Consider the following 21025-nt stretch of genomic DNA (forward strand, 5'->3'; position numbering starts at 1 on the left):
TTTGTCAGAGATCTTGTTGGCAAGCATGTGATGCTGGCGGCGGGCAATTTCAATGCCCGGTATCTCACTTTGTCTCGATTGCAGCAAGGGCCGCGTGCAACGCTTCCTCGCTCAATGGCATGAAGGAGGCGTTTTCCGTATAGATCAACGCGCAGGTAAAGGTCTTGCCGGGGTAGAGCGGCTCCAAAATGCTTTTGTAGATTGCAAGCTGCGCCTTATGTGCAAAGGGGATGGCCGCGTCGTTTGGTGGCGGTACGCGGTTGGTCTTGTAATCGACGAGAATGACCCGATCATCCTCCACCGCCAGACGGTCTATCCGGCCTGACACGGCGAAGTCCTGTCTGCCCAAACGCAACGTTCCCATGATGGAGATTTCCGCCCGGCTGTTTGCCGCAAAGGCGGGTTGGATCGTGGGTTCTGATAGAACCGCCAGCGTCGAGGCAATAAGCTTTTCCCGTTCCCAATCCGGCCAGAAGCGCGCGGCACGCTCTGCATATCGTCGGGCAGCGGTCGGACGCTCTTCCTGCGGATAATCCGGCAGTGTTTGCAACATGCGATGGACCAGACGACCCCGTTGGAGTGCCAGGCCAGAGGACACTTCGGGCTTTGTAAACAGCGGAGAGCTGACCAGCAGATCTTCGGAGCCATCATCGATGATCGTCCCGGCGCCCGATGGGCTGAGTGGGCGTGGCAGCGAAGGCGGCGGCGGCAATGGTGTCATCAAGGATGCAGGCAGGGCGTCACGCACCGGCAGTTCAGGTGGCGCGATCCTGCCGACCTGCTTTGTCTCCCGGCTGGTGGAGTGCCAGAGAAGGCCATCCCATTCTTCTCCGCCTGCTGCAAACGCTTGCCGCTTGCAGCGTGTCTCATCGGCAGCGAGAGAACGAGCGATCATGGCGTGCCAGCAATCGGGATTTTCGCGAGGACCGCGATAACCGCAGACGATCAGGTGGTCGGCAGCGCGCGTCATCGCAACATAGAGCAGGCGTCGATATTCCTGTTCCGCCGAAAGCTTTAGACGGTCCTCGTCTTTGGAAACCAGCGCATTATCGAAACCCTTGCCGGGTAGCCAGATGGGTAGGGAGGCATTGGTTGTCTCAACGAACCGCAGCTTGGGCAGATGGCTGTGAATAAAGGCCTTAGAGCCGCCGTCCACCAGAAACACGACAGGTGCCTCCAGACCCTTGGACGCATGAACGGTCATGATGCGGACTTCGCCGCGCTCCTTGTCCTGCTCGCGTTTGATCTCTGGTGCATCGGTCTCAATGACCGAGATGAAGGATTGCAGACCGGGTAGGCCGGTCTTCTCATGGTCCAGTGCAAAGGACAAGAACTCGTCCAGCACATCGCTCGCCTCATTGCCGAGCCGTGCCAGAAACCGCGCTCGCCCCTCATGCAGTGTCAGCACGGCGGCGAAGAAATCATGGATGGTCTGTATTTTCGACAGGTTTATGAAATGGGTCAGCAGAGAAACGGACGTCTTGAATCGGTTGGCTTCTCCGGTCGAGATGGCCTGCAAATGCTGCCACACACTAGTGTCGGCTGCGCGCAGTGCCGCCAATTCGAAAATGTCGTCTTCAGTGTGGTTGAAAAGCGGGCTCTTGAGCAGGGCAGAAAGTGATAGATCATCTTCCGGCAACAGCACGAAACGACCCAGCGCCAGCAGGTCCTGAATGGCAATGTGATCGGTCAGCCGCAGCCGGTCGGCACCGGCGACGGGAATGTTTTTGCGCTGCTTCAACTCGCGGGTCAGCGCGTTGACAAAGGCGTGGCGCTTTCTGACCAGAACGAGAATATCGCCTGCCTCGATGACGCGCTCCACGCCTTTTTCCACAATCGTTTCCGTACCGATCATTTCGGCGATCCGCGCCGCAATCCGGCGGGCGACGATGGCGGGGGGTGCGCTTTCCCGTAGCGCATCGAAGGGAGCCGTCCAGTCCTCTTCGTTTTCCACCGGCTCGGCTGCGACCATATCCCAGAGCTCGACGGTACCCGCCTGTCCCTGGCGGTTGGAGCGGTGCTCGACGGGTTCGTTCTCTGCGCTCAAACCCTCGGCATGTTCGGGAACGGAGAAAACCTGATCGACGGCGGCCAGCACATCGTCGGTGGAACGAAATGAAAGGGGCAGACGCACGGAATGGAATGTCTGTTCCACGGCTCTGACGCGTTGCTGGGTCTCCCGGCTTTCTTGCGAGAAGCGTTCGGGTCTGGCGCCCTGAAACGAATAGATCGACTGCTTCTCGTCACCCACGGCAAACACAGTGCGACGACCTTCACGCGCGGTATCGCCATGGAAGAAGTCGGCCGCCAGAGACTGGATGATCGTCCATTGCACCGGGCTCGTGTCCTGTGCTTCGTCCACCAGAATGTGGTCGATGCCCTGATCTAGCTTGTAATGAACCCAGGCGCCCGCTGTATCGCGGTTGAGAAGCGTGGCGGCGCGCTCGATCAGGTCTTCGAAATCGAGCTGGCTGCGCTGCTTTTTCAAATCCTCGAAATCGCCGATCAGGCGTTCGGCAAGGGTCAATGCGTGTTTCGTCGCTTCCAGCATGCGAAGGGTGCGGTAACGATCACGACAGGCGACGACATGCGCGCGTGCAAGCGTCAGATCGTCCAGCAAACCGGGCGCGGATTTCTGCATGGCCTTGTTGATGACATAGGTGTCGGATTTCGGCGCACCCTGCGAGGTCAGCAGCGCTGCTTCGATAAAGTCGACGCGTTTGAAGACATCCGTGGTACGGCTTGCCTCGCGAAGCGCGTAGGCGACATCGATCACGCGTGATCCGCCAATTTCGTCAGCAAGGGTCAGATAGGTGTCGAGTGACAGGCCGGAAAGACCGGGAAGTGGCCAGAAGGCCGCCGCAGCCGTCTGTTCGGTTTCATCCGCGCTCACACCAGCGCGAGAGCGAAGTGCCGCGTCTATGCCGCCATGGCTACGGGTCATATCGAGAAAGCCACGAATGGCATTCCGGTTGGCGACGATGGCGCTCAATAAAGATTCGAGCCCTGTCTCGTCGGCGGCATCGAGAACATAGGCCAACGCCTGGGCGAGTGGCTGATCCACTTCCAGGGAAACTGCGGTCAAAAGCGTCCGCCGGGCCTCGGCCAAAAGAGTGCTGGCCGCGCGATCATCCAGCACCGAAAAATGTCCAGCGACATTCGCTTCCAGTGGAAACTGGTGCAGAAGCGCTTCGCAAAAGGCGTGGATGGTCTGAATTTTCAATCCGCCGGGCGTCTCCAGCGCCTTGGCAAACAGGCGTCTGGCTTCCTTTAGCTTGATGAGATCGGGAACACGGCCCTCAATGGCGGTGATGCGATCGCTGAGATCAGCATTCGAGAGCGTTGCCCAGTCTGCGAGACGGTCGAACACGCGGCTCGACATTTCCGACGCTGCCGCCTTGGTGTAGGTCAGACAGAGAATGGCGGATGGCCGACATCCGGCCAACAGAAGGCGGATGACGCGCTGCGTCAGGACGTGCGTCTTGCCGGAGCCGGCATTGGCCGACACCCAGGCAGAGCTAGTCGGATCGGATGCCCTCGTCTGTTGTCTGGTCGTCCAGTCGATCCAGCTCGTCGGATCATCGCGCTCAGGACCGTGATCTATGATGTCATTCAGCATCACCATCTCCCGGTTCTGCGGTGGACCATTCGGAGACACGGGCGAGGTGATCATACTCGCCGCCATAGCTTTGCTGCTCCTCGGGTATCAGCCGAGAGACGAAGCCGTTTTTGCCTTCTCGCAGCGAGATGACGAATTTGGAAAGCTGGTCGATGGCGTCCGTCGCCAGTTCCGCCGCCGATTTCGGCGCGGTCTTGGCGGTCGATTTGGCATGTTCATTGTTGATCGTATCGGTTCCGAATCGTTCACCCGGGCGCAGGCGAACGTAGATCAGGTCCTCGGGCACCGGCGATCCGGTATCGCGGAAGGCGCCGCGCATTAGGGCCGCTGCCTCCAGCGCCAGTTGCGGGTCGAGCAGGGAACGGGCCTGTTTAACCGAGGGTGAAAGACCGGTTTTGTAGTCGATAATATCAGCCTTGCCGGATGTCTTGATGTCGATACGGTCGGCAACGCCGGTGAGGCGAATGCCCGCCTCGGCAATCTCCTGCCCGGCGCGCGCTTCGATGTGGCTGCGCTTGATCAGGTGGCGTCTTTCCGTTTCCCACTTCAGAAACTCACGGGCAACCGCCTCGAACCGTTGTCTCCATACCACGTCGATATGCGGGGGCAGCTTTTCCGCGTCGAAGCAGGCATGCAGCACGCGAGACATCGCGGCCTCGGCAGCGGGCGTACCGGGTACGTGCTCTTCGCGCGCATAATTTTCCATGATGCGGTGATACAGCGTGCCGCGATCGGCGGCGCCGGGATCGCGATTGAACTCATCCAGCGGATCGAGTTTGAGAATGCGACGCGCATAGATGGAATAGGGATCGCGGCGAAGCCTGCCGACTTCGCTGAAAGAATAGGATTTCGGCTGCAAATCCGCGGTCGGCGTCGGGGCAGGGCGCTTGGCTGGAGGTTGGCCCTCGCGCTCGTCCAGCATCACGGCCCAGTGGCGGTAGGTCGCGCCGCGTGCCTTCAAGGTTTCTCCAAATGTTTCGCCACCGAGGGCCAGAAGGCGTTGGAGCCATCGTGAGGCAACGGCGGGCGTCGATCCCTGACGCAGCGCGCGGCTGTAGAATATCTGTCGCGTGCCGTTTGCCATCTCGAAGTCATGCGCCAGTTGCCCGATCCGCCGCTCAGGCGGCTCCAGACCGATTGCGGTTTTCATATTGCGCGACAGGAACGGATTGTTGGCGGTCTGGCCGGGCCAGATACCTTCATTCAGGCCGCCGATGATGACCGTATCGACAGCCTGAAGACGGGCTTCGAGAGCACCGAAAATAAACACACGCGGGTGACGCATGGCGCGCGGCTTGATCGATTCGCCTGCAATCAGGGCCGTCATGATATCGATCCACTGCGGGCCATCGGCTTCCAGAACGCCGCCGCAGTCCATCAATTCCGTCAGCAGGCCGGACAGTTTTTCACCCGCTTCGCCGGACCAGAGGCTTGCGAGATCACCGCGCTCATCCATGCAGAAGGCTTCAAGCACGCGGCCCGTTCGCTCTGCCCATTCCGACAGCGTCAGACGCTCGGTCAGACGTCCGCTGACCGGGTCCTTGCGAATGAGTGCAGAGTCCAGCGGATCGATTGCCAGCTTGATGCGCCCAGCCAGATCGGCGGCAGCCAGCTCGACATCCGGTGACAGAGCCTTACGCCATTGCGGCGCGTGCCGGTCCTGGTGATGCAAGGCCAGTTGCTGCTGCAACAGCACGTCCAGCGTATCGAGCGTAGTTTCGGTTCTGCCACCCCGCAATGCCAGAAGCTCCAGACCCGCAACGGCGTTGGGGACGGCATCGACCGCCAGTCCGAAACGCGAGAGCGGGTGTTTCAGCAGGGACATGACCGCCACCGGATCGCCCGGGCGTAAAATCGCTTCGAGGGCAAGCTGGAGAAGACCTGCCTGCGGCGTGGCAGACAGTGGAGTACCGGCAGAATCATCAGCCTCGATACCGAACCGGGCAAGTTCTGTCGCGACACGGCGCGCTAGTCCGCGATCGGGCGTTATCAGAGCAGCCTGCGACTGGAGGCCGCTGCCGGGTTTTTCCAGCGCCAGCCGAAGCGCAATGGCAATCGCTGTCGCTTCCTCCCGCTCATTGGCGGCCTCGATGATGGCTGCGGAAGAAAACGCGTCGTTGAAGAAGGCCTCGCACTTGTCGCCCCGCCATTCATTCCACTCGCTGGTCGCCTTGGCAGGGGCAAGTGCTGTGGAAAAGATCGCCGCGCGGTTTTGCAGATCGATATCCACCGTGCCGATCTGTTCGACATCGTCGCGCAAGACACCTAGTTTTTGCAGAAGGACGAAGAGACCATATTGCGAATGGGTGCGGGTGGACGGGTCATCAGGGCTTTCGTTGATGTCCTGCCATTGCTCCTCCGGCATTTCGGTATCGAGGCCGGGAAGAACCACGAGGCCCTGCGGCAGGGCAGCGACAGCGGCAATGAGATCGGCGGCTGCCGGAATGGAGCCGGTGGACCCTGCAACGATGATGGGATCGCTAGACCCGATCTTTGCGAGACGCCCGGCCTCCGCGCGCAAAATCGCGTTGCGGTGTCGTCCGGCAGACGATTTGTTCAGTTCCCCAAGGCGGGCGGGCCAGAAGACGCTGGCGATCTTGAGAAAGTCTGCCGTCAGTTGCCACCACTGTGCATGGTCTGCGGTATCGAGTTTTGCCAGCGCATCCCAGTCCCGGTCCTCGGTGTCCATGGCGTCGATGACTTCGCCAAGCGCGCGCGCCAGCCAGATGGCATCAGCAGGGCTGGCGGGGGCAACCAGAGGCGAATCGGAGTGGACAGCGCGGATGGCGTCCGGCAGGCTGTTTCGCCAGGCGAGAATGAGACGCGCAAGCTCCACAAGCCGTGCCGTGCTCGAAATCGGTGGCGCGAGATCGATTGTCGCTGGCGTTTCAATATCGAAATATCCGCTGTCGTCGTCCGTCTCGCCAAGCGGTCTTATGATCGGCAGGATGGCGGAACGACCACCCAAGAGATCGACGAATTCCGAGCGCAGGACACGGGCCGAGCGGCGGGTCGGGACGTAGATCGTGACCTTTGCCAGCGAAAGCGGATCGGCAGCATCATAACGAAAGGCGGTCGTCAGACGTCCATCACACAGGCTTTCCGCCAGCGTTTTCAAAAATGGCGTTCCGGGGGCGATGGTCAGGATTCGCTTGGCATGCGCCAATGGGTGGTCTCACTTGTCGATTTCGGTGGCCGCGATGGTGCGCTCTGCATCCTCTATAGCATCCGGCGTGCCGACGGTAATCCATTGACCGTCAAGCGACAGACCAAAAAGCCTGTTATCTGAGATAGCACGGTCAAAATAGATGTTGAGATTGAACGCATCGGCGGGTGCATCATCAAGCAGACGCGTCTCCATGGCGATGGCCCCGGCATAGACGACAGGGTGCGGTTCACCCTCATTGTAGCGGGTCAGGCGACCATCCTCGGCGAGATTGAAGTCCTTCTTGCCATTGTGCCCGGTCGTGCGATCCATATCGACACAGAGCATGGCCATATCCATGACCGCGGGGTCGAAAAACGTCGAAAGTCTGTGCAGATTGGTGGGTTGACCGGCGATTTCACCAACCCAGAACAGGTCCGCATTCATGACGAGCACAGGGCCGGGCTCCAGAAGCTTCAGCCCTTTGGCAAGTCCACCACCGGAATTCATCAGCTGGGCAGTTTCGTCCGAAATCCTGATCTCGACGTCCTTACGGGTCGCAAGATGCGCAACCATCTGCTCGGCATGGTGATGGATGTTGACGACGATGGTCTCGACACCAGCTTCAACCAGCGCATCGAGCACGTAGTCGATCATCGGTCTTCCGGCAATCTGCACCAGAGGCTTCGGGATCGTATCGGTAATCGGGCGCATTCTGGTGCCGAGGCCAGCGGCGAGCACCATCGCTTGTTTGATCGTCATGGAAACACTTCGCTGTTAGTGAAGATCGATGCCTGCATCGGTGAACCAGCCGCGCAGAGGTGCCAGCTCTGGATGCTCAAGCGCGGAACGCAGGTAGGAAAAGGTGCGCGGCATGTGCTGCATGTAATGCGGCTTGCCATCACGCTTCATCAGCCGCACCCAGATGCCGACCAGTTTGCAATTGCGCTGGGCCGCCATGATGGCAAAGGCCTTCAGGAAAGACTTTTCATCGAAACCGGAATTTTGGCGACGAATGCCAAGATATCGCTCCATCATCCTGGCCTGCAAATCAGGTGAAATAGTAACGCGTGCATCCTGTATGATCGAGGCCAGATCATAGGCCGTTGGTCCGATCATCGCATCCTGAAAATCAATCAGGCCGACCCGGCGTATTCCCGATTGATCAGGTTGCCAGATAATGTTGGGCGAGTGGAAATCGCGCAGGAGAAGCCCGGTTTCGGCGCCCGAGAGCTTTTCGATCAATTGATCCCAAGCCTTAAAAAACCTTTGTCTTTCGTGCTCGTCAATCGCCTCGTTGCGGATATGTGGCACATACCAGTCCAGCAACAAAGACGTCTCGATCTTCATGGCGGCAGGGTCGAATGGCGGCACAGTGTAGGTAGCGCCGTTGCTCATTGTAATCTGGCCGGGCGCCGTGGCCTCGTGTAGTTTGGCCAGACAGGCGACGCTTTCGAGGTAACGGTCCTCGATAGGGTTTCCGGCGCCGTCCAGCACGCCGTCGCGGCCCATGTCCTCAAGGAGCAATAAGCCACTCTCCAGATCCTGTGCGAGGATAGCCGGTGCCGAAAACCCGTTCTCCGTGAGATAATGATCGAGCGCGACGAAGGGCATCACCTCACGCGCGAGATGCACGATTTCGGCATAGGTCTTGCCATCCTGAATAATCGGCCCCCTTGGCGGCGGTTGCCAGTCCATCAGCAGATACTGATCATCGCCGTTGCGGACGGATTCGTAGGTCCGGTATGCAGCATCGCCACTGAAATATCTTCGTGTCGCGTCCGTTTGACCTGCAGCTTCCAGAAACGTGCGGATGGCAAAAACCCTACCCAATCGGGCTTTTTGGTGAGGCGGCGCTTCGATTGTCGCGACACGTCCTTCGCCCTGATGCGTGAGGCGCAGAATGATGGTGCTGTCGCTGGGCAGTTCGCTGGAAGCGATTTCCGGCCATTCGATCAGGCAGACGCCATCCGACAGCATCTCATCGATACCCAGTTCATCCAGTTCGGAAACATCCGACAGCCTATAGAGGTCGAGATGAGCGACGGGAAAACGCAGCGCGTAGCTTTGGACGATAGTGAAGGTCGGGCTTGGCACCTCCATCTGGTCGTCATCGGCGATGGCACGAATGAGCGCGCGCGCCAAAGTGGACTTTCCAGCGCCCAGGTCCCCGACAAGCGCGATGCAATCGCCGGGACGCACTGTCAGCGCCAGCTCTTCGCCAAGCCTGATCGTGTCTGCCTCACCGGCGAGAAAAATGGACAGGGGAGAAGCCGTGTCGTTCATTCTGCGGCGATGGCATGCGGGTGCGCGCCGGATGGAATACGGCAGCTGACGACTGTTCCCTCACCGGGTCGGCTGTCGATTGTGACCTGACCGCTGTGCAGGCTGACGAAGCTTTCCACGATGGAAAGGCCAAGACCTGCACCGGTGCGACGACCGCCATTGCCATGGGTCGAGAAGCGGTCGAACACCGTCTTCAGCATCTCCTCGGGAATACCCGGACCCTGATCGGCGACCGAGAACACGAAATCACCTTCCGTGCGCTTGCAGGTCAGGGTCACCACGGAGCCTTCGGGGGCGAAATTCGACGCATTGGTCAGCAGCTTGAGAAGAATCTGCTTGAGACGCTGATGATCCGCGACAATGGCGCCCAGATGCGCCGGGGCCACGATTTCAAGCAACACGCCACTTTCTTGCAGGCGGTCGGTGATCTGTACCGACACGTCTTCGAGAAGCTCGTTCAGATCGTTTTCGGTGTAGTTGAGATGCATGATACCGGCATCCACAGTCGCAAGGTCGAGAATGTCGTTGACGATGGTTAGAAGAACCGAGGACGATGTGGAAATATGGTCGAGATATTCCGCCTGCCGCTCGGACAGATCACCCATGCCGGGCGTCTTGAGAAGGTCGGTGAAGCCGATGATATTGGTCAGCGGCGAACGCAGCTCATAGGACACATGCTGGACGAAATCGTTCTTGAGCTCGTCGGCCTTGCGCAGTGCCTCGTTCTTTTCCTTAAGCGCCCGCTCGGCCCGCACGCTGTCAGTCATATTGACGAAGGTCAGCATGGTCTGCGAATCCGGCAAAGGAATGATCGCGTAATCCAGCACGAGGCCGGATAGAAGCTCGAGCGTTCCCTGCTTGGACAGACGCTCGTCATTGAAACTGGTGATAAACTGGCTGAAGGCGCGCCAGCCATCTGGCTTGTCGTAGGACTGTGCGCAGACGTCTTCGATGGAGCGAATGTGTTTGCCTGCCGCAGCCTCATCGGCGGTAATCGCCCACAACGCACGGAAGGCCGGGTTGGACAGACGGATTCGACCATCGGCACCGAACACGGCAACGCCCTCGGCCAAATGGTCGATGGTTTCGCCCTGAACCTTGACGAGCGTGTTGTAGCGCATCTGCAGATCGACCTGCTCTGTCAGGTTTTCGAACACCCATGTCGCACCACCCTGTGGGTGCGCAGTGGCGATGACGCGCAAAGTCTGTCCATTGGGCAGGTGCCACAGATCGGTCTTGGTATCGAGGGAGCGATAGACGGAGAGGGCGGTTTCCTTCCAGCTCTTCCAGCTCAATTGTTCCGGCAACTTGCCGAGGGACCGCAGGCGATCCAGAAGCTCCGAATTATCAGGCTTGGATTCCAGAAGAACCAGATCCAGTCCCCAGAGGCTGACAAAAGCCTGATTATAGAATTGCAGCCGCTGCCGACCATCGAAGATGGCGACGGGTGTTGCCAGATGATCCAGCGTTTCGGCATGGCTTTTCAGCGTGCGTTTCAGCTCTTCGCGAACCGTCTCTGCTTCCGTCGTATCGATGGCGATACCGGCGGAACCGCCAGAGGTCTTGATGTCAACGACATCGAAGAATGTTCTGTTGCCGGAAACCACCGTGGAAATGCGGTCGTGATAGGGAGACTCCGGCGTCGCACTTGCGTGGATTTTCTGACGCGTGACCGTATTGAGCAGTTCACGCTGTTCGGTGATGGTCTGCTCTGGACTGCGGGCATCCACACCCTGCGCATAGGCATGGTTGACCCATATGAGTTGTCCATCGGAATTGCGCCGCCAGACGGGCTGCTCGATGGAATCGAGAAGATCCTGGAACGTCGATATCGAGGAGACAAGCCGCTCGCGCTCCACCTGAAGTTCGGCAAGTTCTGCGCGTAGATTGTTGAGCGCGACGAAACGGGCAAAGGCTTTTCCACCCGAAACGCGGCCCTGAACCTCGATGACCTCTCCGCGCTGTGTTTCAACCGTCAGGTCGAAGCTCTGCGCGTGGCTGCGAAGTTTCTCGATCGCCTTTTCCAAGGGGGAGGCTGAGGTTGGTCGAAGCCAGCGCCCGAAAGCGAGGAAGTCCTGATCAGCCTGCGGCATGCCTGTTTCAGGCGGCAACTGGCCGATGAACTCAGGCCGGTCACTGGCGCTTTCCCAGATGACGATCCGTCTGGACTTGTCGGAAATCAGAGCTTCGTATTTGGAAATCTTGGCGTTCGCTTCCGCAAGTGCGGCGCGATACTCGCTGGTTTCCGCCTCGATGTTCCCGCGCTGGCGAACGAGCCAGACAATGGAAAACAACGTCGCAGAGACGATGCCGATGAACAGGGAATAGGTGATGGTTTCCGACGAGGAGAAAAGCCGCTCTCCCGTGCGCAGAACCAGATTTTGCTGGGCGTGCGCCACAGCCGCAAAACCGCTGAGGATCGTGCCCGCCATCAGAGCGGAAAACGCGACAGCCTTCCTGCGAACAAAGCCCGCAGTGCCGATCAGCGTTGTCGTCAAACGTCCTGGCACAGGCGCATCATTGCTGCCCGACCGCACGTTGTCTTTTGCCCGCTTTTGCGAGCTTGAATCGTCTACCGTCATCCCCGGTCTGTCTCCGTCCTATGTGCCGCATCTTCGACAAGACATCCCATTTCCGCACGCATGCCCGCGCACGAATCAAGTCTTGTGACAATACCGCCTTAGGAAACCACCGGGAAGGGAGGGCGCTAAAAAGAAATCGCGGACTTTGTCAAGTCCGCGATGTCCATATCTAGTGCATTATGTGTGGATATTAACCATACAATCAATATCTGTAGTGTTCAGCCTTAAACGGACCGGTCTTGGACACGCCGATATAATCAGCCTGAACTTCAGAAAGTTCTGTCAGCTTCACGCCCAGCTTCTCAAGATGCAGGCGTGCGACCTTCTCGTCGAGGTGCTTTGGCAGCACGTAAACGTCGTTTTTGTATTCGCCCTGCTTCGTGAACAGCTCGATCTGACCCAGCACCTGGTTGGTGAAGGATGCAGACATGACGAAGGATGGGTGACCCGTCGCGTTGCCGAGGTTCAGCAGACGTCCCTCAGACAGAAGGATCATGCGGTTGCCCTTGGCGAACTCGATCATGTCGACCTGCGGCTTGATGTTCGTCCACTTGAGGTTCTTGAGCGCAGCAACCTGAATTTCATTGTCGAAGTGGCCGATGTTGCCGACAATGGCCATGTCCTTCATCTCGCGCATGTGCTCGATGCGGATGACGTCCTTGTTGCCGGTCGTGGTGATGAAGATGTCGGCAGAGGCAACGACGTCTTCCAGACGAACGACTTCAAAGCCGTCCATGGCAGCCTGAAGCGCGCAGATCGGGTCGATCTCGGTGACCTTGACGCGAGCGCCAGCGCCCTGAAGCGAAGCGGCGGAACCCTTGCCCACATCGCCGTAACCGCAGACGACGGCAACCTTGCCGGCCATCATGACGTCGGTGGCGCGGCGAATGCCGTCGACCAACGATTCCTTGCAGCCGTACTTGTTGTCGAACTTCGACTTGGTGACGCTGTCATTGACGTTGATGGCAGGGAAGGGCAGCAGGCCCTTCTTGCTGAGGTCGTAAAGGCGGTGAACGCCTGTCGTGGTTTCTTCGGTTACGCCCTTGATCGCATCGCGCTGCTTGGTGAACCAGCCCGGAGAAGCGGCGAGGCGCTTCTTGATCTGGGCGATGAGGATTTCTTCTTCTTCCGAACCTGGATTGGACAGAACGTCCTCACCGGCTTCCGCGCGTGCGCCAAGAAGGATGTACATGGTGGCATCGCCACCGTCGTCGAGGATCATGTTGGAAACGCCGCCATCGGCCCACTGGAAAATCTTGTCGGTGTATTCCCAGTATTCCGTCAGGCTTTCACCCTTGACGGCGAAAACTGGAATGCCGGTTGCAGCGATGGCAGCGGCGGCGTGGTCCTGCGTGGAGAAAATGTTGCAGGATGCCCAGCGAATGTCGGCACCCAATTCCTTAAGGGTCTCGATCAGAACGGCTGTCTGGATGGTCATGTGAAGCGAACCGGAGATCCGTGCACCCTTCAAAGGCTTGGTCTGGCCGAATTCTTCGCGGCAGGACATCAGTCCCGGCATTTCCGTTTCAGCAATGTCCAGTTCCTTGCGGCCATAGTCTGCAAGGTTGATGTCGGCGACGATGTAATCTTTTTCAGCGCTCATAGATGTCTCCTGCTCAAAGATGGCAGGGGCCAGCCGCTGCCTCGAAAATATAGGCTGCGGTGTAGCAGGCTGAGGCTAATCTGGCAATAAGGATATAAAGAAGTCTTTATGTCTTTATATGGCGTGGTTATCAAACTTCTTCGCCGAAGCGGTCTGCCACCAGTGCTTCGAGTGCGGCCAGCGCTTCGGCTGCCTGATTTCCGCTGGCCTCGACCACCACAGTACAGCCGGGGCTGGCTGCCAGCATCATGAGACCCATGATGGATGTGCCGCCAACGGTCATGCCATCCTTGGACACGGTGATAGCGGCATCGTAACTGTCGACCATCTGAACGAATTTCGCAGATGCGCGGGCGTGGAGGCCACGCTTGTTAACGATCAGCAATTCCCGCGAAAGAGGCGACATTCCAGCGATCTTCTTTATTTGCCGCTGAGAACGCGGCTGGCGACGTTGATATATTTTCTGCCAGCATCCGAGGCCTCCTGCAAGGCCTTCTCCATGTTATCTTCCATGCGAATGCCCGCAAGTTTGATCAGCATGGGAAGATTGACACCTGCGATGACTTCGACGCTGCCACCATTCATGACAGAGATGGCGAGATTGGAGGGCGTTCCACCGAACATGTCGGTCAAAATGATCACGCCGTTGCCGTCATTTGCGCGCGTGACGGCGTCCAGAATATCCTGGCGACGTTGGTCCATGTCATCTTCGGGACCGATACAGACCGTCTCGATCAATTTCTGAGGGCCGACGACATGCTCTACAGCGTGACGAAACTCCTCGGCCAGCTTGCCATGGGTGACAAGCACTAGTCCGATCATGAAATGCTCCCTTGCACACGCACCTTGATTGCCGACTATCGCAATGCCGCAATCATGTCCATCGGTGGGGCCACATCTTGATGAGGAAAATCCGAAGCGCAAGCCCCAAATTGCTGGATTTTCGTTCACATTCCCTTGGTTATGAAAAGATTCTGAGCAAGTGCAGCAAATTTTCCATAGGGCATGATGCTGTCGCGTGGAATGCGCAGCAACGGCAGGGAGGCGTCAAGACTCAGTTGAAAACGCTCACGTGCCGGCGGCAAGCGGGGCGTTTCGTGGTTTGGTTCGGTGGTTACTGCATAGTCCATCACGGCGGATGCGACGCTTTTCATGGTGATGATGCCGCTGCTGCGCAGTTCGAGAAGACCCGCGATGGTCTCAGGTCGCTCCACCATCACGCGCCCATCACGGCACGTCATGAAAACCTGATCGTCTGCAACAAGCGCAGTTTCGAGGCCGCATCGCTGCGCCTCGGTCATGAAACTGAAGGCGAGCTCGCTTTTCCCGCTGCCGGATGGACCGACGAACAACAGGCCCGTCTTGCCGATGACGATAGCGGTGGCGTGGATATTGGTTCGCTCAGCGCTCATGACTATGCGCGGCGGGAAGCGACAGGCTGAAGCGCGCACCGGAAATCACGCCATATTTGTCGATGATGTTGTCTGCCTTCAACGTGCCGCCATGGGCTTCGGCAATCTGGCGGCTGATGGAGAGGCCAAGGCCGGAATTCTGCCCGAAGCCTTCGCTTGCAGGACGGTCGGTGTAGAAGCGCTCGAAAATACGATCGATATCTTCTGCCTGAATGCCGGGGCCGTTATCCTCGACCCGCACGATGCAGCGGTCTTTCTGGCGCAGGAGATGCACGACAATCCGTCCGCCATCCTGCGAGACGAAAGAACGTGCATTCTCGATAAGGTTGGTAATTATCTGGCCGATCCGCAGATCATGTCCGTTGACGACATAGCTGACCTTGGTGCCGGGTTTATGGTCCACGAGGTAATCGATAGTCACGCTTTTTTTCTTCGCACTGATCTGGCGAGAAATCTCCACCAGATTGCTCAGCAATACCTCCAGATCGACCGGTGACGCATCGACGCGGGCAAGCTCGGCATCCAGCCGCGACGCGTCGGAGATGTCGCTGATCAGACGATCCAGACGGCGAACGTCGTGGAAAATGATCTCGGTCAGGCGCTGCTTTGATTCTTCGGTCTTGGCGCGCGGCAGGGTTTCCACGGCGCTACGCAGCGATGTCAGCGGGTTCTTCAGCTCATGGCTGACATCGGCGGCAAAGCTTTCAATGGCGTCGATGCGGTCGTAGAGCGCATTGGTCATCTCGCGAAGGGCGATGGACAGGTTGCCGATTTCATCCTGACGCGCTGAAAAGTCCGGGATTTCCTCACGTGCCTTGGCGCCCCGACGCACACGGATCGCTGCCGCTGACAGGCGACGCAGAGGTGTGGCGATCGTGGACGACAAAAGCAAGGACAGAACGATGTTGACCAGCGTCGCGATGCCGAACACACGCATGATGGCAAGACGTTCGGCGTGGACGATCTTGTCGATGTCGCCCGCCTGCGTGGAGAGCAGCAACACGCCAAGCACAGCACGGAAACGCTGGACGGGGACGGCGACTGAAACGATCAATTCGCCTTTTTCGGTCACACGCACCACGGCGCCACGCACGCCGGTCAAAGCGTTCATCACTTCCGGGTAGATCGAGCCATCACCGCCGGGCGTTTCCTTGTAGAGCGGCAGACTGCTCGGTTGGAGCATGCGATTGAAGACGCTGGCAAACCACTCGCTCCAAGTCTGGGTCTCAGGCGTGACGGGTGGCAGATCGTAACGCAGCACCTGACCGCGCGAATAAAGATGTCGCGAATCGAGCAGGATATTGGCGTCCGCATCGAAAAGCCGGGCGCGGGTACGGGTCGGCGAAATCAACCGTCGCAACACGGGTGCTACGCGCTCCGGGTTGATCGGAAAACTCAGATCCTCGTCATTTGGGACCGGCGTGATGCTCTGGCCCGCCTGCAACTCCAGCAGCTTTTCGGGATTGATGGTGATCGAGTTGGTATCGACAGACGCAGACGCGGATATCGCGCCAGCAATGATTTCGCCCTGGGTCAGAAGGCTTTCGACGCGCGCATCGATCAGTCCTTCGCGGAACTGATTGAGGTAGAGAATACCACCGACCAGAACCACGGTTGCCGCAACGTTGAAGAACAGGATGCGCCGCGTCAGGCTGGAGAAGACGGCATTGCCGAAGATGCGGCGGATAATCGTCAACGGATGAATACGATACCGGCGACCGCTCTCACGATCGTCGGCATCGGTTTGATCCGATACGCTTTCCTGCGTCTTGTTCAGCAACGTTGTCCCTCGGCGCCGCTGATGGTCGCGGCGTTATCTCGTCCTTGCCTGATATCAGGCTGCTTCGCGGAAGCGATATCCTACACCGTAGAGCGTTTCAATCATATCGAAGTCGTTATCGACCAGCTTGAACTTCTTGCGCAGGCGCTTGATGTGGCTGTCGATGGTGCGGTCGTCCACATAGACCTGCTCGTCATAGGCGGCATCCATCAGCGCATCGCGGCTTTTGACGACGCCGGGGCGTTGCGCCAGTGAATGAAGAATGAGGAACTCCGTGACCGTCAAAGTCACAGGCTCGCCTTTCCAGGTGCAGGTATGCCGTTCCTGATCCATGGCAAGCTGTCCGCGCTCCAGCGTACGCGCCTGCTGGTCTGCCGTTGGCTTGAGGGGGCTTGCACCGGGAACCGCGGCATCGCGACTGCTGGCACGGCGAAGGATCGCCTTGACCCGCTCGACGAGAAGGCGCTGCGAGAAAGGCTTGGTGATGAAATCATCGGCGCCCATCTTGAGGCCGAACAACTCGTCGATCTCTTCATCCTTCGACGTCAGAAAGATAACGGGCAGATCGGATTTCTGGCGCAGGCGGCGCAGAAGTTCCATGCCATCCATGCGCGGCATCTTGATATCGAAAATTGCCAGCTGCGGTGGACGTGCGACCAGCCCATCCAGAGCAGATGCTCCGTCCGTATACGTTTCGACCTTATAACCTTCTGCTTCCAGCGCGATCGACACCGAAGTCAAAATATTTCGGTCATCGTCCACAAGCGCAATTGTTTGCATAAAATTGGTCTCCATCGTCATTTAATCTATACTCCCGCCATCCACCCCAGCCAAGGTTGCGCGCCGTGAGCCTTTCTCTTGAGTATAAAGGTGGAACAAATTGTGGCAAAGGGCAAATGCGGATATTCCGGCGGCAATCCTTTGGCAGTAAATTTCCTGAACCGGCGCATTGTCGGTTTAGAACGCCGACTAAACCGATTTAAAATGAAATAAAATCTTTTAAATCGATTAATATATTGAAATTGTTGAATTATTCCATGTTATCGGCTTGTGTTTTTCAAAAACGCGGATTAATTTCCGGGAAAATTTGGATCATTTCGTCTTTAAAAAGGAACGTGCCCGTGAAAGAACTTGGAGTACATAATCCAGAAAATGGAGTGTCGGCACTCGGTTTGACCGGCGTTTCTGTCGTGCACTACAACCTCATCGAGAGCGAATTGTACGAAGAGGCGATCCGCAACGGCGAAGCGGATGTCACCGCAGACGGCGCTTTGCGTGCAGTAACCGGCCAGCATACGGGCCGTTCGCCCAAGGACAAGTTCGTCGTTCGCGACGCCTCCACGGAAGACAGCATCTGGTGGGACAACAACAAGCCCCTGTCGCCAGAACACTTCGACATCCTCCACAAGGACATGCTGGCACATGCTGCCGGCAAGACGCTTTACGTGCAGGACCTGATCGGTGGCGCGGATGAAGACAATGCGCTTCCAACACGCGTCGTGACCGAACTTGCCTGGCACGGCCTGTTCATTCGTAACCTTCTGATCCGCCCGGCGCGTGAAAAACTCGGCACCTTCAAGCAGAAGCTGACGATCATCAACCTGCCGAGCTTCAAGGCCGATCCGGCCCGCCACGGTGTGCGCACCGAGACCGTGATCGCCTGCGACCTCACCAAGGGTCTGGTTCTCATCGGCGGCACGTCCTATGCCGGTGAAAACAAGAAGTCGGTCTTCACGGTTCTGAATTACCTGCTGCCTGCTAAGGGCGTCATGCCTATGCACTGCTCTGCCAATGTCGGCCCGGATGGTGATGCTGCCGTGTTCTTCGGTCTTTCCGGCACCGGTAAGACGACGCTGTCTGCCGATCCATCGCGCACGTTGATCGGCGATGATGAGCATGGCTGGGGCGAAGATGGCATCTTCAACTTCGAAGGCGGCTGTTACGCCAAGGCCATCAAGCTGTCGGCGGAAGCCGAGCCGGAGATTTATGCGGCTACCCGCCGCTTCGGCACGGTGCTGGAAAACGTCGTTCTCGATGAAAACCGCGTTCCTGATTTCAACGACAACTCGCTGACTGAAAACACCCGCAGTGCCTATCCGCTGCACTTCATTCCGAATGCGTCGGAAACCGGCATTGCGGGTCACCCGAAGACAATCATCATGCTGACGGCGGATGCTTTCGGCGTGTTGCCGCCAATCGCCCGATTGACGCCTGAGCAGGCCATGTACCACTTCCTCTCTGGTTATACGGCGAAGGTTGCTGGCACTGAAAAAGGCGTTACCGAACCGGAAGCGACATTCTCGACCTGCTTCGGCGCCCCCTTCATGCCGCGCCACCCTGCAGAATACGGCAACCTGCTGCGCGACCTGATCGGCAAGCACGGCGTCGATTGCTGGCTCGTCAACACCGGTTGGACCGGCGGCGCCTACGGCATCGGCAAACGTATGCCCATCAAGGCGACGCGCGCCCTGCTGACCGCAGCGCTGACAGGCGAGTTGAAGAACGCTCAGTTCCGCACCGATGCGAATTTTGGTGTCGCAGTTCCAACTGCACTGGAAGGTGTCGACAGCGCAATTCTCGATCCGCGTTCGACATGGGCAGACGGTGCCGCCTACGATGCGCAGGCCAAGAAGCTCGTTTCCATGTTCGTCACGAACTTCACCAAGTTCGAAGACCATGTGGACAGCAAGGTTCGCGATGCGGCTCCCGGCCTGCTGATCGCCGCAGAATAATCGATCCGACTGATGAATTGACAAACCCGGCCTAGTGCCGGGTTTTTCGTTTGACGGGCATGGTTTTCATTCGTGGAAATCTGTGGCATCACCGCTGCCGGAGAAAAGACATGGCCAGCGCCGCACTATTGATCAGCAACAGAATTACGATTGCCGGATGGGAACTGACGGAGCAATTCGTGCTGGCTGGCGGGCCCGGCGGGCAGAATGTCAACAAGGTCTCCACCGCCGTTCAGCTATTCTTCGACGTGGCCGGGTCGCCGTCGCTGCCGGATCGCATCAAGGAGAACGTGATCAAACTCGGCGGCAGACGCCTATCGAAAGAAGGCGTCCTGATGATCGAAGCCAATCGGTTTCGCACGCAGGAGCGCAACCGGGAAGATGCACGAGAGCGACTGAAAGAACTGGTTCTGAAAGCTGCCGAACCACCGCCACCGACGCGGCGGGCGACCAAGCCGACCAAAGGCTCGGTCGAAAGACGGCTTAAAGCCAAATCCGGGCGATCCGATGTGAAGAAAATGCGCGGCAGGCCCGATAACGATTAGAGCTTGCGCAATGCTACCGTGTCGATCAGGTGGTTCTGGCCCTTGCGCAAAATGAGATCAGCCCTTGGCCGTGTCGGAACGATATTGCGCCGCAGGTTTTTCAGGTTGATGTTTTCCCAAAGACCCTCGGCAATCGCCAGCGCCGCTTCCTCGGAAATCGAGGCGTAGCGGTTGAAGTAGGAAGAGGGATCGCGAAACGCGGTTTGACGCAGGTTCATGAAGCGTTTGACGTACCAGTTGTGAATGAGCGCCTCATCCGCATCGATATAGATCGAGAAGTCGAAGAAATCTGAAACGATCGGCACGATGCGCCCGCCCTCCGGCAAATCGCGCGATTGCAGCACGTTGATGCCTTCGAAAATCAGGATGTCCGGCCTGTCTATGGTCGTATATTCGTTGGGTATGACGTCGTAGGTCAGGTGGGAATAGCTGGGGGCTTTGACATCCGGTTGTCCGGCCTTGATGGCTGACAGGAAACGCAGCAGCGAGCCGATGTCGTAGCTTTCGGGAAAGCCCTTCCGCTCCATCAGATTGTCGCGCCGCAACACCTCGTTGGGGTAGAGGAAGCCATCCGTGGTGATGAGATCGACTTTCGGGCTGGAAGGCCAGCGCGCCAGCAGCTCTTTCAGGATACGGGCAGTCGTTGATTTTCCAACCGCGACAGACCCGGCGATGCCGATCACGAAGGGCGTCTTGGCGACGCCTTCCATGTTGAGAAACTGATTGCGTTGGTCGAACAGAAGCTGCGATGCCTCCACATGGGTGGAGAGCAGGCGTGATAGCGAGAGATAGATACGCCGGACTTCATCGATGTCGATGGGGTCGTTGAGCGAACGCAGGCGTTTCAGCTCATCCGTCGTCAGCGTCAGTGGCGTGTCGGCGCGGAACTTCGACCATTCGTCGGAGCTGAAGAAGTGGTAGGGTGAATATTCATCGGGTCGGAAATGATCGAGCGTGTTTGGCATGCCTTGTCCTCCCATGCGTGCCAACGTCGTCATTGTGCGGGCCTCGATTCTTTCTCCTGAAGGCCTGATTGTCCGGTACGCCGCTCCAGTTCGGACAACACGTCGGAGAGCGGTATATCGGCGATCTTCAGCACCACCAGCAGGTGGTACAAAAGGTCCGCAGCCTCATCGGTCAGGTTTTTGCGGTCGTTGGAAATGGCGGCAATCACCGTTTCCACCGCCTCTTCGCCAAGCTTTTTCGCCGCACGCGTCTGGCCAGCAGCATAAAGCTTGGCCGTCCAGGACTGGTCGGGCGAGGCGCTGGCGCGCTCCGCAACGATGCGCTCGAGATCGGAAAGGGAAAAATTCGTCATGGG

15 protein-coding genes are annotated in these 21025 nt (G+C 58.2%); 2 read left to right on the forward strand and 13 right to left on the reverse strand.

Annotated elements, in window-relative coordinates:
• Positions 1-64: 64 nt before the first annotated feature.
• The 11 genes from addA to chvI form a co-directional block, all read right to left on the reverse strand.
• Entirely contained in the window at positions 65-3619 is a 3555-nt protein-coding gene (gene addA, locus HRR99_RS14600) for a double-strand break repair helicase AddA (protein ID WP_233123519.1), read from the reverse strand.
• Complete coding sequence (addB, locus tag HRR99_RS14605; protein ID WP_233122242.1) at positions 3609-6785, reverse strand: double-strand break repair protein AddB; 3177 nt, start codon at positions 6783-6785, stop codon at positions 3609-3611. Before addB ends, addA begins: the two co-directional genes overlap by 11 nt.
• Positions 6786-6794: 9 nt before the next feature.
• Complete coding sequence (locus HRR99_RS14610; RefSeq protein WP_233122243.1) at positions 6795-7526, reverse strand: nucleotidyltransferase family protein; 732 nt, start codon at positions 7524-7526, stop codon at positions 6795-6797.
• 15 nt (positions 7527-7541) lie between these two features.
• Positions 7542-9050: a tRNA (adenosine(37)-N6)-threonylcarbamoyltransferase complex ATPase subunit type 1 TsaE gene (tsaE, locus tag HRR99_RS14615; protein WP_233122244.1), complete on the reverse strand. Its 1509-nt coding sequence runs from the start codon at positions 9048-9050 to the stop codon at positions 7542-7544.
• A complete protein-coding gene (locus tag HRR99_RS14620; protein ID WP_233123520.1) occupies positions 9047-11482 on the reverse strand; it encodes a sensor histidine kinase in 2436 nt (811 codons plus the stop codon). Before HRR99_RS14620 ends, tsaE begins: the two co-directional genes overlap by 4 nt.
• A gap of 352 nt (positions 11483-11834) precedes the next feature.
• Positions 11835-13235 (reverse strand): adenosylhomocysteinase, encoded by a 1401-nt coding sequence (gene ahcY, locus HRR99_RS14625; protein WP_111841267.1) that lies wholly within the window; start codon positions 13233-13235, stop codon positions 11835-11837.
• Between the two features lie 130 nt (positions 13236-13365).
• On the reverse strand, positions 13366-13641 hold the full coding sequence (locus HRR99_RS14630; protein WP_111841266.1) for an HPr family phosphocarrier protein: 276 nt from the start codon (positions 13639-13641) through the stop codon (positions 13366-13368).
• 14 nt (positions 13642-13655) lie between these two features.
• Positions 13656-14057: a PTS sugar transporter subunit IIA gene (locus HRR99_RS14635; protein WP_112501134.1), complete on the reverse strand. Its 402-nt coding sequence runs from the start codon at positions 14055-14057 to the stop codon at positions 13656-13658.
• A gap of 125 nt (positions 14058-14182) precedes the next feature.
• On the reverse strand, positions 14183-14647 hold the full coding sequence (locus tag HRR99_RS14640) for an HPr kinase/phosphorylase (RefSeq protein ID WP_233122245.1): 465 nt from the start codon (positions 14645-14647) through the stop codon (positions 14183-14185).
• On the reverse strand, positions 14637-16427 hold the full coding sequence (locus tag HRR99_RS14645; protein ID WP_111841264.1) for a sensor histidine kinase: 1791 nt from the start codon (positions 16425-16427) through the stop codon (positions 14637-14639). The genes HRR99_RS14640 and HRR99_RS14645 overlap by 11 nt, the downstream gene beginning before the upstream one ends.
• Positions 16428-16481: 54 nt before the next feature.
• Complete coding sequence (chvI, locus tag HRR99_RS14650) at positions 16482-17207, reverse strand: two-component system response regulator ChvI (RefSeq protein WP_103587306.1); 726 nt, start codon at positions 17205-17207, stop codon at positions 16482-16484.
• 341 nt (positions 17208-17548) lie between these two features.
• On the opposite strand from chvI, the gene HRR99_RS14655 reads away from it, so the two are divergent.
• Positions 17549-19159, forward strand: coding sequence for a phosphoenolpyruvate carboxykinase (locus HRR99_RS14655; RefSeq protein ID WP_233122246.1), 1611 nt, complete (start codon positions 17549-17551; stop codon positions 19157-19159).
• Positions 19160-19269: 110 nt separating this feature from the next.
• Positions 19270-19704 carry an alternative ribosome rescue aminoacyl-tRNA hydrolase ArfB gene (gene arfB, locus HRR99_RS14660; protein ID WP_233122247.1) on the forward strand — a complete coding sequence of 145 codons (435 nt, stop codon included), beginning with the start codon at positions 19270-19272 and terminating at the stop codon, positions 19702-19704.
• On the opposite strand, the gene coaA is transcribed toward arfB, so the two are convergent.
• Together coaA and HRR99_RS14670 are read right to left on the reverse strand one after the other, a co-directional pair.
• Entirely contained in the window at positions 19701-20684 is a 984-nt protein-coding gene (gene coaA / locus HRR99_RS14665; RefSeq protein ID WP_233123521.1) for a type I pantothenate kinase, read from the reverse strand. The two genes, arfB and coaA, sit on opposite strands and share 4 nt — an antisense overlap.
• A 14-nt stretch (positions 20685-20698) precedes the next feature.
• Positions 20699-21022, reverse strand: a complete 324-nt coding sequence (locus tag HRR99_RS14670; RefSeq protein WP_233122248.1) for a phosphoribosyl-ATP diphosphatase — start codon at positions 21020-21022, stop codon at positions 20699-20701.
• Positions 21023-21025 lie beyond the last annotated feature (3 nt).

Origin of the sequence: Agrobacterium vaccinii (assembly GCF_021310995.1) — a bacterium.
Taxonomy (GTDB): Bacteria; Pseudomonadota; Alphaproteobacteria; order Rhizobiales; family Rhizobiaceae; genus Agrobacterium; species Agrobacterium vaccinii.